General features: G+C 39.5%; 12 protein-coding genes. All 12 read left to right on the top strand.

All coding sequences use genetic code 11. The annotated features are described in order from the left end of the window. Positions 1-110 precede the first annotated feature (110 nt). Positions 111-1,877: a biosynthetic-type acetolactate synthase large subunit gene (ilvB, locus tag MKX57_RS14395; RefSeq protein ID WP_089986329.1), complete on the top strand. Its 1,767-nt coding sequence runs from the start codon at positions 111-113 to the stop codon at positions 1,875-1,877. Next, positions 1,874-2,389, top strand: coding sequence for an acetolactate synthase small subunit (gene ilvN, locus MKX57_RS14390; RefSeq protein WP_025116198.1), 516 nt, complete (start codon positions 1,874-1,876; stop codon positions 2,387-2,389). Before ilvB ends, ilvN begins: the two co-directional genes overlap by 4 nt. Before the next feature lie 105 nt (positions 2,390-2,494). Beyond that, on the top strand, positions 2,495-3,529 hold the full coding sequence (gene ilvC / locus MKX57_RS14385) for a ketol-acid reductoisomerase (RefSeq protein ID WP_008180491.1): 1,035 nt from the start codon (positions 2,495-2,497) through the stop codon (positions 3,527-3,529). After that, positions 3,516-5,051, top strand: a complete 1,536-nt coding sequence (locus MKX57_RS14380) for a 2-isopropylmalate synthase (RefSeq protein WP_089986330.1) — start codon at positions 3,516-3,518, stop codon at positions 5,049-5,051. Before ilvC ends, MKX57_RS14380 begins: the two co-directional genes overlap by 14 nt. A gap of 175 nt (positions 5,052-5,226) precedes the next feature. Continuing rightward, complete coding sequence (gene leuB / locus MKX57_RS14375) at positions 5,227-6,327, top strand: 3-isopropylmalate dehydrogenase (protein WP_043990737.1); 1,101 nt, start codon at positions 5,227-5,229, stop codon at positions 6,325-6,327. A gap of 17 nt (positions 6,328-6,344) precedes the next feature. Further along, positions 6,345-7,754 (top strand): 3-isopropylmalate dehydratase large subunit, encoded by a 1,410-nt coding sequence (gene leuC / locus MKX57_RS14370; protein ID WP_008180497.1) that lies wholly within the window; start codon positions 6,345-6,347, stop codon positions 7,752-7,754. Between the two features lie 31 nt (positions 7,755-7,785). Further along, positions 7,786-8,376, top strand: coding sequence for a 3-isopropylmalate dehydratase small subunit (leuD, locus tag MKX57_RS14365; protein ID WP_043990735.1), 591 nt, complete (start codon positions 7,786-7,788; stop codon positions 8,374-8,376). Positions 8,377-8,571: 195 nt separating this feature from the next. Beyond that, positions 8,572-8,742, top strand: a complete 171-nt coding sequence (locus MKX57_RS14360) for a hypothetical protein (RefSeq protein WP_008180501.1) — start codon at positions 8,572-8,574, stop codon at positions 8,740-8,742. Positions 8,743-8,818: 76 nt separating this feature from the next. Next, positions 8,819-9,703: a ribokinase gene (rbsK, locus tag MKX57_RS14355; protein ID WP_008180503.1), complete on the top strand. Its 885-nt coding sequence runs from the start codon at positions 8,819-8,821 to the stop codon at positions 9,701-9,703. A gap of 267 nt (positions 9,704-9,970) precedes the next feature. Beyond that, on the top strand, positions 9,971-11,821 hold the full coding sequence (locus MKX57_RS14350) for a dynamin family protein (protein WP_089986331.1): 1,851 nt from the start codon (positions 9,971-9,973) through the stop codon (positions 11,819-11,821). A gap of 102 nt (positions 11,822-11,923) precedes the next feature. Beyond that, positions 11,924-13,141 (top strand): RtcB family protein, encoded by a 1,218-nt coding sequence (locus tag MKX57_RS14345; protein WP_107922507.1) that lies wholly within the window; start codon positions 11,924-11,926, stop codon positions 13,139-13,141. A gap of 72 nt (positions 13,142-13,213) precedes the next feature. Further along, positions 13,214-14,212: a LacI family DNA-binding transcriptional regulator gene (locus tag MKX57_RS14340; protein ID WP_090002613.1), complete on the top strand. Its 999-nt coding sequence runs from the start codon at positions 13,214-13,216 to the stop codon at positions 14,210-14,212. Positions 14,213-14,262: the final 50 nt, after the last annotated feature.

Raw genomic sequence — 14,262 nt, 5'->3', positions numbered from 1 at the left:
GAATGAGCTAACTCTCCTTCTTCAGGAGAGCATAGACTAACCAGCTAGTGACACTTCATTAATCTACAACACTGATGTGTGAGTTTGAAAGAAATAAAGGAGGCATATTGATGAGTGCGAATGTTTCAATTAATGAAAAAGAACAATTAGCAACAACTGCAACAGTTGAGCAAACCTATCAAGCAAAGGACGGGGCCGATGTACTAGTGCAGGCATTGCACGATCAGGGCGTTGAAATCATCTTTGGCTATCCAGGTGGTGCTGTATTACCAATTTATGATGCGATGTATAAAAATCCAATCCGTCATATTTTAACAAGACATGAGCAGGGTGCTATCCATGCGGCGGAAGGCTATGCGCGTGTTTCAGGGAAAACAGGTGTTGTCATTGCTACAAGTGGCCCAGGCGCAACAAATCTTGTTACAGGGATAGCCGATGCCATGATTGATTCCATACCTTTAGTGGTATTCACTGGTCAGGTTGCTACTTCTGTTATTGGCACAGATGCTTTCCAAGAAGCTGATATTATGGGTATTACTACACCCATTACCAAGCATAATTATCAAGTACAAGATGTAAATGACATCCCACGTATTGTCAAAGAAGCTTTCCATATTGCCAGCACAGGTCGTAAGGGGCCAGTTGTCGTTGACTTTCCAAAGGACGTTTCACAAATGCTGTTTGATGTAGAAAATCCGCCTCAAGCACCGGATGAAATTTATTTACCAGGCTATCAACCAACCTATAAGCCTAACTACTTACAAATCCAAAAGGCGATACAAGCAATTTCTTTAGCAAAAAATCCAGTCATCTTAGCTGGTGCAGGTGTTCTTTTTGCAGACGCACGTGAAGAATTAACGACATTCGCTGAAAAATACCGTATCCCTGTAACGAATACTTTACTAGGCTTAGGCTCCATCCACGGTGAACATGAATTATTCCTAGGGATGGCCGGCATGCACGGTACGGCAACAGCGAACACAGCAATAACAAAGGCAGATTTATTACTTAATATTGGTGCTCGATTTGACGATCGCTTAACAGGTAATTTAGCTACATTTGCACCAAATGCGACTATTGTTCATATCGATATTGATCCTGCTGAAATTGGTAAAAACGTACCGACAGATATTCCGATTGTGGCAGATGCAAAAGAAGCATTGAAAGCGATACTGAAAAAGGATTTCGATGGTCCTGATACAACGGATTGGCTAGCCTATTTAAGAAATCACGCCAATGAATTTCCATTATGGTATTGCAAGAATGATCATGATCAGGAAATCTTACCACAAGAGGCATTGCGATTAGTTCATAAAATTACAGAGGGTGATGCCATTGTGACAACAGATGTTGGGCAGCATCAAATGTGGACAGCGCAATACTATCATTTAAATAACGATCATGCCTGGGTAACGTCTGGTGGACTTGGTACGATGGGCTTCGGCTTCCCAGCCGCAATTGGTGCCCAATTTGCGAAGCCAGACAAAAAAGTTATTTCGATTGTAGGAGATGCAGGGTTTCAAATGACTGCACAGGAGCTGTCCATTCTACAGGAATTTAACTTACCAGTAAAAATAGTGATTTTGAATAATAGCTGTTTAGGAATGGTTCGCCAATGGCAAGAAACATTCTATGAAGAGCGCTATTCATCCTCACTTATGCCAATCCAACCGGATTTTGTTAAATTGGCGGATGCGTATAGCATTAAAGGCTATCGCATTAACACAATTGATGAAGCGGAAGCTATTTTCCGAGAGGCATTACTTTCTGATGAGCCTGTGTTAATCGATTGTCGTGTGAAACAGCTTGAATGTGTATACCCAATGGTAGCACCAGGCAAAGGCCTACATGAAATGATTGGGGTGAAAAAGAATTGAAACGAGTAATTACCGTAACTGTGATTAACCAAAGTGGTGTGTTAAACCGATTAACAGGTTTACTTATGAAACGTCAGTTTAATATTGAATCCATTACAGTTGGTCATACAGAGCAACCGAATTTTTCAAAAATGACCTTTGTTGTCAATGTAGAGGATGAAGGCAAAATTGAACAACTGGTGAAGCAATTATCCAAACAAATTGATGTATTAAAGGTCAATGATATTACTGATAAATCAATTGTCCTGCGAGAACTAGCACTAGTAAAGGTTATTTCACCACCAAATTTACGCTTGGAAATGAATTCGATTGTCGAACCGTTCCGCGCTCAAATAATTGACACAGCTAAAAATGTAGTGACGTATCAAGTCGTAGGACACCCAGACAAAATAGATGCCTTTATTGAACTCATTCGACCATATGGCATTAAAGAACTTACACGGACAGGAGCAACTGCCTCAGTTCGTGAAACACAAAAGATCTCGAATCCGCAGCTCTCTATTTTAAAATAGTTTGCCTATAAAATTGATAGCTTTAGATGTGATAGATGTGAGTACTACCAAAATGTCATGCATCTAGAGCTGTGAAAATAAACCAAATTCTAGGAGGAAACAACAATGGCTACAATGTACTATGAACAAAATATTAACGAGGAAGTATTAAAAGGAAAGAAAATCGCTATTATCGGATACGGCTCACAAGGTCATGCACATGCATTAAACCTAAAAGAATCAGGCTTTGACGTAGTAGTAGGGGTTCGCCCAGGTGGATCTTTTGATGCTGCTAAAGCAGATGGTGTTGACGTAAAAACAGTGGCTGAAGCAGCACAAGAAGCAGATGTAATCCAAATTCTACTACCAGATGAGCGACAAAAAGCTGTGTATGAAGCAGAAATTGCTCCACATTTACAAGCAGGGAAAGCGCTAATGTTTGCACACGGCTTCAATATTCACTTTGGGCAAATTACACCACCAGCAGATGTAGACGTATTTTTAGTAGCGCCAAAAGGACCAGGGCATTTGGTTCGTCGTCAATTCCAAGAAGGTGCTGGTGTACCAGGTTTATTTGCTATCCACCAAGATGCAACGGGCCAAGCAAAAGATTTAGCACTTGCTTACGGTAAAGGCATTGGTGCCGCACGTGGTGGCCTTCTTGAAACAACATTTAAAGAAGAAACAGAGACAGATTTATTTGGCGAGCAAGCAGTACTTTGTGGTGGCGCAACGCAGCTAGTAAAAGCAGGATTTGAAACGTTAGTGGAAGCAGGCTACCAACCAGAATTAGCATACTTCGAAACACTACATGAGTTAAAGCTAATTGTTGATCTAATGTTTGAAGGTGGAATGGCAACAATGCGTTACTCCGTATCAGATACAGCTGAGTGGGGAGATTATGTGGCAGGACCACGCATCATCGATGAGTCTGTAAAAGCTCGTATGAAAGACGTGTTAACGGATATCCAAGATGGTACGTTTGCTCGCCGTTGGATTCAAGAAAATGAAAATGGTCGTCCTGAATATACAAAGTTCAAAGAGGCAGGTGCGAACCATCAAATCGAAGAAGTAGGCGCAAAACTACGTGAGATGATGCCATTCATCAACGAAGGTAAAGAAAAAGTGGTAAGAGAAGTGGCGACAAGTGCGAAAAATTGATATTTTCGATACTACGCTTCGCGATGGTGAACAATCTGCTGGTATCAATTTAAATACAGCAGAGAAAATAGAAATTGCTAAACAGTTAGAGCGCCTTGGTGTGACAATTATTGAAGCAGGGTTTCCTGCTTCGTCACCCGGTGACTTTGATGCAGTCCATCGCATTGCTGAAACAGTAAAAAATTCAGTCGTAACGGGCCTTGCTCGTTGTATCCAAAAGGATATTGATACGACATGGGAAGCTATTAAAGTAGCTCAACAACCACATATTCATATTTTTCTAGCTACTTCACCCATCCATATGGAATACAAGCTGAAAAAATCACCAGAACAAGTCATCGAGCAAGCGGTTGAAGCGGTTAAATATGCGAAAAAATACTTTCCCCTTGTACAATGGTCTGCTGAGGATGCATTCCGTTCAGATCGTGAATTTTTAGTACGAATTATGAATGAAGTGGTTGCCGCTGGGGCCACAACGATTAACGTCCCTGATACAGTTGGCTATGCCTCCCCTTACGAATATGGTGCATTATTTAAGTATTTGCTGGAAAACGTAAAAGGCGCTGATAAAGTCAAATTTTCTGCCCATTGTCATGACGACCTAGGAATGGCAACAGCCAACACATTGGCGGCAATTGAAAATGGTGCTGCACAAGTGGAGGGAACAATTAATGGCATTGGAGAGCGAGCAGGCAATGTAGCGTTAGAAGAAATTGCCGTAGCCCTTCATATACGTAAGGATTTTTATCAGGTAGAGACAGGGATACAGCTGCAAGAGATTAAACGTACGTCCCAATTAGTCAGTAAATTGACAAACGTCGTGATTCAGCCAAACAAAGCGATTGTTGGGAAAAATGCATTTGCACACGAATCTGGTATTCATCAGGATGGTGTGTTAAAAAATCCAGAAACTTATGAAATTATTTCACCTGCACTGATCGGTGAAGGTGAAATACCTTTAGTTCTTGGAAAACATTCTGGTCGAGCAGCCTTCCGTGATCGAGCTGAAACAATGGGCTTTGATCTATCAGATGAAAAGTTGAATAAGGCGTTTTTGAAATTCAAAAAATTGGCGGATCGTAAAAAGGAAATTACTGAGGAAGATTTACTGACTCTTCTTACGGAACAGCAAATTCAGTTAGAGGATGTGCCACTATTTGAATTGAAAATGGTTCAAGTGCAATATGGTACAGAAAATATTCCGACGGCCACAGCCATTGTGCTAACACCAGAGGGATTAGAGAAAACAGTAGTTGCCACTGGTTCTGGGTCAGTAGAAGCCATTTTTAACACGCTAGAGCAGCTAGTACCAAGTGCTGTTCATGTGATTGATTACCGTGTGACATCAGTGGGGAAAGGCCGTGATGCACTTGGTGAAGCTGTTATAAATATTCGTTATGATCATGTATCGACGACTGGCCGCAACTCCTCTCAGGATGTTTTGGAAGCATCGGCGAAAGCTTATTTAAATGCTATTAACCGTCATTTAATAAAAGAAAGTCTTCGTGCACATCCAGTTTAATTAATCGTCCAGTTTTACAAGTAGTGAAATGTGTGAGGTACCATTCACAAGTCGGATGCAATAATCATGGCGTATAAGGTTAATCAAGAAAATTGAATACGCTCATCACTCATATATTTGGTGAGCGTCTTTACAAAATTAGCGAATGCGCTATATAAAGAAGGGTGTTTTGATGATGGAGAAAAAAATTACAGTACTTCCTGGTGACGGAATTGGGCCAGAGGTTGTTGCTTCTGCTGTGCGTGTATTACAAGTGATTGGTAAAAGATTTAATCATACTTTCCATTTAGGGTATGGAACAATCGGGGGCGCTGCCATCGACCAACACAATAATCCACTACCAGATGAAACAATTGAGATGTGTGAGAATAGTGATGCGGTTCTACTAGGAGCTGTTGGAGGGCCAAAGTGGGATCAGAATCCACCTGAATTACGCCCTGAAAAGGGATTATTGCGAATTCGCAAACACTTTGATTTATTTGCTAATCTACGTCCTGTAAAGGCGTTCCCGAGTTTACTAGATGCTTCACCATTGAAGCGTGAAGTAGCTGAAAACGTTGATTTAATGATAGTTCGTGAACTAACAGGTGGCGTATACTTCGGGGAACCACGTATGCGTACTGAAAATGGCGCAATTGATACAACTGTTTACTCGAAAGCAGAAGTAGAGCGTATCGTTGAAAATGCCTTTGAGCTAGCACGTTTACGTGGAGGCAAGTTATGCTCTGTTGACAAGGCGAATGTTCTTGAAACAAGTCGTTTATGGCGAGAAGTCGTAGAAGCAAAGAAAAAAGAATATCCAGATGTTTTGGTGGAACATAACCTAGTAGATTCTGTAGCGATGAAACTGATTACAAATCCTGGACACTATGATGTAGTAGTTACAGAAAACATGTTCGGGGATATTTTAAGTGATGAAGCATCTGTTATTACGGGTTCTTTAGGTGTATTACCGTCGGCATCTATTCGTGGAGATAATTTTGGCCTATATGAGCCAGTACACGGGTCAGCACCTGAGATTGCAGGGCAAGGAGTGGCAAATCCTGCAGCAACCATTCTTTCTGTAGCGATGATGCTTCAATACTCGTTTGGCTTAAAGGAAGAAGCAGCAGAAATTGAACGTGCCGTAAGTGCGGTATTTGATGATGGTTATTTTACAGCAGATCTTGCCCGTGATGGCAGTAGAGTTTTATCAACAAATGAATGGACAGACAAGGTTATTAATGAAATTGATACTAGTTTTGTTTCACAAAGCATTATGACAACATATATCTAAAGAAATAGGTGAAGACAATGGGTAAAAATATAATTGAAAAGATTTGGGATAAACATGTTGTTTATCAGGAAGAGGGCAAACCGGACCTGTTATATATTGATCTTCATTTAATTCATGAAGTAACTTCTCCGCAAGCTTTTGAAGGACTTCGGATGACTGGACGTCAAGTACGTCGCCCAGATTTAAGCTTTGCAACAATGGATCATAATGTTCCAACAAAAAATTTACCAACCATCCATGATCCGATTGCACGTAACCAAATTGAAACTTTAGCCAAAAATGCTGAGGAGTTTGGTGTTGAGCTTGCAGGTATGGGCCATCCTGATCAAGGAATTGTCCATGTTATTGGACCAGAGCTAGGGCTTACACAGCCTGGCAAAACGATTGTCTGTGGTGACTCACATACATCCACACATGGTGCATTTGGAGCGATTGCCTTTGGTATTGGAACTTCTGAGGTAGAGCATGTATTATCGACGCAAACATTATGGCAAAATAAGCCAAAGACAATGGAAATTCGTGTTGAAGGGGAGCTATCAGTCGGAGTAGCCGCTAAAGATATTATTTTAGCGATTATTGCAAAATTCGGAATTGGAGTCGGCACAGGATATATTGTGGAATTTACTGGAGAAGCTATCCACAAACTGTCCATGGAAGAACGGATGACGATTTGTAATATGTCGATTGAAGCTGGTGCCAAGGCAGGGCTTATTTCCCCTGATCAAACAACGGTAGACTATATTCGTGGTCGTAAATATGCCCCACAAGGTGAACAATTTGAGGAAGCAGCTAACTATTGGTTAAGCCTAGCTTCTGATGAGGATGCTACTTACGATACAGTTCGTATTATTCATGCGGAAGAAATCGAGCCTATCATTACATGGGGAACCAATCCATCGATGGGTACAGGAGTTTCTGGCCACGTCCCAACACGAGCAGATTATAAAGATGAATCCGATAAGGCAGCACTTCAAAAAGCTCTTGATTATATGGGCTTAGAGGAAGGGCAACCATTAACGTCCATTGATATCCAGCATGTCTTTATTGGCTCCTGTACAAACTCGCGTATTAGTGATTTACGTGCAGCTGCTGATGTTATTAAAGGAAGAAAGGTACATGGCGATGTTACAGCAATCGTTGTTCCAGGCTCTCATACTACGAAAAAACAAGCAGAGGCAGAAGGTTTAGATAAAATCTTTATAGACGCCGGCTTCGAATGGCGAGAGTCAGGTTGCTCCATGTGTTTAGCGATGAATGATGATGTAGTCCCAGCTGGTGAACGCTGTGCCTCCACATCCAACCGCAACTTTGAAGGGCGTCAGGGAGCTGGTTCTCGTACACATTTAGTATCTCCACCAATGGCAGCTGCAGCCGCAATTGCAGGGCATTTTGTAGATGTACGTGAATTTGTAAAGGAAACTGTGTAAAGCTTGTTTTTACACGGAAGGGATGTTGAAAATGGAACCAATTAATATCGTAAAGAGTGTTATTACACCACTGGATCGTAAAAATGTGGATACAGACCAAATTATTTCAAAAGAGTTTTTAAAGCGTATTGAGCGCACAGGCTTTGGACAGTATTTATTTTATCACTGGCGCTTTGATGCAGACGGCAATGAAATAAAAGACTTTGTATTAAATAAACCAGAATTTAAAGAGTCAAAGATTCTAGTGGCACAGGATAATTTCGGCTGTGGTTCTTCTCGAGAGCACGCACCATGGGCCATATTGGATTATGGATTTAATGTCGTCATTGCGCCTTCCTTTGCAGATATTTTCCATAATAACTGCTTTAAAAATGGGATTCTTCCTATTAAGCTAACAGAAGCAGAATGTGATGAAATTCTAGCGAAGGGCAAAGCAAATCCATATTCAGTGGAAGTGAATCTTGCAGCACAAACGGTATCAAATGATGATGGAACAGTCTATCATTTCACAATTGATCCGTACTACAAGGAAACATTGCTAAATGGTTGGGATGAGATTGCCTTAACTTTTAAATACGAAGAACATATCGCTACTTATGAAGAGAAGCGAGTAGCCTATTAATATATTATTGGAGACTGAAGACAAACTGAGAGTTGTCTTCAGTTTTTTTGCGTTAGCAAATAACCATACTAATAATTATGGATAGAATGTGAATAGAAGTAAGTTTGACAAGAATATTCTGAATATAAACATTGTGAATAAATGGTATTTTTTGATAATGTGGAAGTAGCAAGTTATTTGAAAGGAGAATAGATTATGATTACTTATTCAGTTTCCTGTATTTTTTGCAAAAAGACGTTTGAGGTTGTGGAAGGGACAAGGAAATATACCTTGTATAAAAGAAATATGAAAGGAAAATTCTCCTGCGAAGATTGTGATAGTAAAATTGAACGTGAGGCTAGAAAAGGATTATTAGGAAAACTTTAAAAAGGCTATTAAAACACCCTGTCCTTGACCTTTTTTCTCCATTAAAATAGAGCTTAGAAGAAAGGTAGGGACATTAATGATTACAGTTATAGGAAGTTTGAATATGGATTTAGTTGTACAAATGAATGCTTTTCCAAAGCAAGGAGAAACCATTCTTGGCCATGCATTTCAAACAGTTCCAGGAGGAAAAGGGGCAAATCAGTCAGTTGCGGCTGCTCGACTTGGGAGTGACGTGGCGATGATTGGCTGTGTCGGTCAGGATAGCTTTGGTGAAACATTATGTGCAGGTTTACAGCAAGAGCAAGTAAACACAGATGCCATTGTTCATAGTGCTACAGCTCCAACAGGTATTGCTAATATACTTATTTACAATCAAGATAATCGAATTGTAGTGGTGCCTGGCGCAAACTATGAATTAGCACCTACACATATTGAGGCATCCAAAGAGTTGATACAAAAAAGCCAAATGGTGATCATTCAACTGGAAATTCCAAAAGAGACAACAGCATATGCCATTCAACTATGTAAAGAGGCGGGAGTGCCAATATTATTAAATCCTGCACCAGCGGCAAATTTTGATAAACAGTGGATGAAGGATATCGCCTATTTAACGCCAAATGAAACAGAATGTGCAGAAATTTTTAACGAGCCCATCGATCAGCTGCTAGAAAAGTATCCTAATAAGCTCATTATAACGCTAGGAAGTGATGGTGCGCGTTATTTTGATGGTATATTTCCCGTTCATATACCAGGCTATATGACGACTGCTGTGGATACAACTGGTGCAGGTGATACCTTTAACGGTGCACTAGCTTATGCCTTAGTAGAGGGTCAATCATTAGATGAGGCAGTGTACTTTGCTAATCTTGCTGCCTCATTGTCTGTTGAAAAATTTAGTGCACAGGGAGGCATGCCTACACTTGGGGAAGTTTACGCGCGTATGGCAGGCACCGGGGAATAGTATTCCAAAAAGAACAGGTAGATCTAAATAGCTATAATAAAGGTTATTTACGCTGGCGATTTTAGTAAAATTCATAAAATTGGCTATTTCTTTTAGTCTGAATTGTGAATGAAATGTGAAATGACATTACAACGGTATAAGGATGAATTCCTATTTGTCGTATAAATGCATAAGTATATTGTCCTCTTTTCGTTGATCTATATATTAGTAAAGCATTAGTATCATTTATAATGGTCTTATAGATGCATACGAAAAGAGGTTTTGAGGATGACGAACATTGACCATACGCCAATCGAATATACAACCTCAGCGAATAATATATTGCCACAATTTGTTGATCAACTTCGACAATTGTACGGTATTATTGTCCAAAATACATATGTGAAAGATACAGCTAAACATTTAAATCGTATTATTCAAGATGCTAATAACCAAACGATGATTTTAATCGTCGGTAAACAACGAGTAGGCAAAACGACACTAGTCAACGGACTCCTCGGACGTGAGGTTTTATCTGTAAATGATCAACATCCGACAGGTGTCAATACATTTATTCGATATGGCGAACAAGAAGAGATTAAAGCCTATTTTTTAGATGGCGTTGTAGCCATATTTGATCTTAGTAAATTAGAACTACTAACAACAGGTGATACATTTGCTTCGCAGATTTTACGTGAACATTTAGATTACTTGGAAGTATATTTAAAAAATGATTTATTAAAATCTGTGACAATCATTGACTCGGTTTCCTTAGAAGCTGGGGGAGGTGAAATGGCCTATTTCTCTGAAGCACTGATGAACCGTGTAGATGAGATTTTCTGGGTTTTACGTGCCGGCTCTAGGGCGATTGATGCTGAGCTTTTATTAATGGATACGTTAAAGCATAAAGGAGTGGAGCCTTTATGTGTCATCAATGGTATTGATGCTGATGAGCATGCAGACGCATTTATTACTGCTGAACAACAGCGTATTGGCCATTTGATGAGTGATTTTATAGCTATTTCCGCAACGAATGCACTGGCAGCCAAGCAAACGGGCAACCTTGAGCTTTGGCAGAAAAGTCAATATGACCATTTAATAGCTCACATACATCGTGTGGCTGAAAATAGTGAAAAAAAAACCTATGCCATTTTAATTCGCTTCTTGCAATGGCTTGAACGGTTCCGCTTCGAATTAACTGTTATTCCACGACGTGACCCATTTCAGTCTGCTGTTGAGAATATTGAAAAATACGCAGGTGATACCCAATTTGAGTTTTCTCGCTATCAGCGTGACTTAGCGATAGTTAAGGAATATGAGCAAGAATATGAGCAGGTGGCCAATACATTTACACATGTTCAAACCCTTTATCAGCTCTTACAAACTATCTCGCAGCATGATTATTTACAAGATGAGAAGGTAGAAAAATTTACTGAAATCGCTGTATATTATCAACAAATGTTACGGGAGTATCGTTCTATGCACAGTGAGTATTCACGAGAATATGAACGCCTAGATGCACAGCATAAAAAGATTCATGGTAAAGGGCTTATGAAGGCTATCTTCGGTCAGCATACCCAAAATGAATTTTTCAAAGAGCGTGTGCAAAAATTAAATGAGCAGCAAGTGGTTTGTGTAGCTCAATACGACAATGTACTGCAAGCAGAAACGTCCATGTTGCAAGCAGTTCGAGACATTCAACCTTATTTAGTCAATTTAGTAAAGGAACGTATGAGTCGTATTGAACAAAAAGTGCAGGAATTAAATCAACAACGTGCGAAAGAGAAGCGACAATTAAAGCGCTATGCTGAAAAATTAAATGAATTTTCATGTTTAATTGAAGCACAGGGCTATATTAAGGAACATCTTCAACCTTTCTTAATGCAGGAACAAATGCCACTGAAAGCAAAGGACCTAGAAATGCTTGAAGAAACGGTGCAGGCTATTTTGAACATCGATCTTTCGAGGAATGGTTTATTGGCACGTAGTCAAATGAATAATAAAATGGAGAGTATTGCTATACCTTTTGAGGTGGAGGAAATGTATCCACAGCAATGCTTAACGTTACAAGAAGAAGATGTGAAATCGAATGATATTCCAGAGATACCAAATAAACTAGCCATACAATATGCAGAATAAACTTTACAAAACGTTCTAAAAGAATGAATCTTTTAGGGCGTTTTTTTATGGAATGAAACATATCATTCCATTTGTACGTATAAATGGTAAGGAGGGGTAAAAATGATTGAAATTAAAGGACGTTACACGGAGGCTAAAATTTATGCTGAAACAGCATTGCCATCAGCGATCGATCAAATTCAAGAATTGACGAATCAGGCGTTTATGTCAGGTACAAAGGTACGTATTATGCCTGATTATCATGCAGGGAAAGGCTGTGTTATTGGCACGACCATTCACCTACAGGAGCGGGTTGTGCCAAATTTGGTCGGTGTGGATGTGGGCTGTGGTGTATTTGTAGCGCAATTAGATGTAACGAAGGTAGATTATGAGAAACTCGATACTGTCATTCGAACGTATGTACCGAGCGGTCAAGAGGTTCATAAGGAACTATCGCCTGACCGACAATTTTTAGCGTTCGAAGGTAAACAGTTCAAAGCAAGTGGCTTTAAGGATGAGTATACGAATCTATCGTTAGGGACACTTGGTGGAGGCAATCATTTTATTGAATTGGCTAAAGATGAGGAAAATCAGTTCTATTTACTAATTCATACTGGTTCACGTTATGTGGGGGCAAAAGTAGCAAACTGGCATCAAAAAAGAGCCTATGACAATTTACGTCAGCAAGATTTGACTGAAAAAATAGAGGGCTTTAAACAACAAGGGCGAGAAAAGGAAATCCAAGCGATGATTCAAGCCTATAAAGAGAAACACCCTGTGGTTCCGAAAGAGTTAGCCTATCTGGAGGGCGAACATTTCCATGACTATATTCATGATATGAAAATCGCGCAGCAATTTGCGCAGATGAATCGTTGGACTATTGCTGAAACCATTGCAAAACATATGAATTGGCAGTTGATAGATACATTTGATACGATTCATAACTATATTGAGACAGAGACAATGACGCTACGTAAGGGAGCCGTCCGTGCCAATAAAGGAGAGAAGCTTGTCATTCCTATGAATATGCGCGATGGATCACTTATTTGTATAGGGAAAGGCAATGCTGATTGGAATAATTCAGCCCCACATGGTGCAGGACGTATGTACTCACGCCGTGCCGCTAAAAAAGCGTTGAATATGGAAGATTTTAAAGAGACGATGGAGGGAATCTGGACAACATCAGTCAATGAAGAAACATTAGACGAGGCACCAATGGCCTATAAGCCTATGGCAGAAATTACATCTGCTATTGGAGAAACAGTGGATATTATTAAGATGATTAAGCCTGTCTACAATTTCAAAGCGAGTGAAGCGGTAAAGCCTTATGAGAGAAAGTGACACCCTAACTCCCTATCATCAATAGGTATGTATGGTATAATATAGCTTTACAACAATGAAATGGGTGGTTTTTTGGTTTCTTCAAAAGATGTGGCAAAGCATGCTGGTGTATCTCAAACAACCGTGTCAAGAGTGTTGAATACACCAGAGCTAGTAAAGCCAAAAACAGTTGAAAAAGTGATGAAAGCGATTGAGGACTTAAACTATATTCCAAATGATATAGCTAGATCGCTTGTTCAGAAAAAGACAGGCATTATAACATTAATATCAGGTCCTTTACACAATCCTTTTTTTGTTGATACGACGACCGCTATCGTTAATTATGTCAACGCCCGTGGCTATAAAGTTAACGTTTATTTTGGTACAGAAGATAATTTACACTCGATTTACAATGCAGTTTTAGAAACGAAGGCAGATGCCATTATATTATCTTCGATGCTCTATCAAGATGATTTATTTTTTACATTAGAAAAACTAGGAATTCCATTTATTATGTTTAATCGTAAGCATCAAGAAAATAGACATTTTGTAGAAATAGATAATGTGCAAGCAGGATATCTAGCAGCTAATCATATTTTATCATTAGGGCATCAATCACTGTGCTGGATTGGTGGTCCACATCAAATGAGTACTTTTTTTGGTCGCTACCATGGGTTTGAAAAGGCACTAAAGGATCATGAAATAGAAGCTAAATCTGTACCTACATTTTTTACCAATACGAATAAGGAAGATATCGAAAAGGCTTTTGAGGAACTATTAAAACTGGACAGAAGACCTACAGCAATTTGTGCAGCAACAGATGCCATCGCTATAGAAATTTTGAACCTTTGTTTAGAAAGAGGCTTTCAGGTTCCTAGGGATTTCAATGTGATCGGCATTGATAATGTGGAGCTTAGTAAACATCATTCCATTGCTTTGACAACAGTAGGGATTACATCAGAAGAAAACTTAGGATTTTTAGCGATTGAAAAATTATTTGAGGTTATGGAGAAAAAAAATACTTGCATCCAGCAAACAGAGTCTGTTAAACTTTTCCCAAGAAATACAACGTGTAAAAATGAACTGATTTAACGTCAGTTTATTTTTTGCACCGAAATGGTTACGTATTCATTTCTTTATTT

It is taken from the genome of Lysinibacillus sp. FSL M8-0216 (genome assembly GCF_038595555.1).
Taxonomy (GTDB): domain Bacteria; phylum Bacillota; class Bacilli; order Bacillales_A; family Planococcaceae; genus Lysinibacillus; species Lysinibacillus fusiformis.
Note: the sequence above shows the minus strand (reverse complement) of the source record. Positions and strands in the feature narration are given on the sequence as shown.

What these genes read in the sequence shown, in the direction of transcription:
- MKX57_RS14350 (WP_089986331.1), top strand. Translation starts at nt 9,971, where the DNA reads ATGACGAACATTGACCATACGCCAATCGAATATACAACCTCAGCGAAT.
- ilvB (WP_089986329.1), top strand. Translation starts at nt 111, where the DNA reads ATGAGTGCGAATGTTTCAATTAATGAAAAAGAACAATTAGCAACAACT.
- leuC (WP_008180497.1), top strand. Translation starts at nt 6,345, where the DNA reads ATGGGTAAAAATATAATTGAAAAGATTTGGGATAAACATGTTGTTTAT.
- rbsK (WP_008180503.1), top strand. Translation starts at nt 8,819, where the DNA reads ATGATTACAGTTATAGGAAGTTTGAATATGGATTTAGTTGTACAAATG.
- leuD (WP_043990735.1), top strand. Translation starts at nt 7,786, where the DNA reads ATGGAACCAATTAATATCGTAAAGAGTGTTATTACACCACTGGATCGT.
- leuB (WP_043990737.1), top strand. Translation starts at nt 5,227, where the DNA reads ATGGAGAAAAAAATTACAGTACTTCCTGGTGACGGAATTGGGCCAGAG.
- MKX57_RS14360 (WP_008180501.1), top strand. Translation starts at nt 8,572, where the DNA reads ATGATTACTTATTCAGTTTCCTGTATTTTTTGCAAAAAGACGTTTGAG.
- ilvC (WP_008180491.1), top strand. Translation starts at nt 2,495, where the DNA reads ATGGCTACAATGTACTATGAACAAAATATTAACGAGGAAGTATTAAAA.
- MKX57_RS14345 (WP_107922507.1), top strand. Translation starts at nt 11,924, where the DNA reads ATGATTGAAATTAAAGGACGTTACACGGAGGCTAAAATTTATGCTGAA.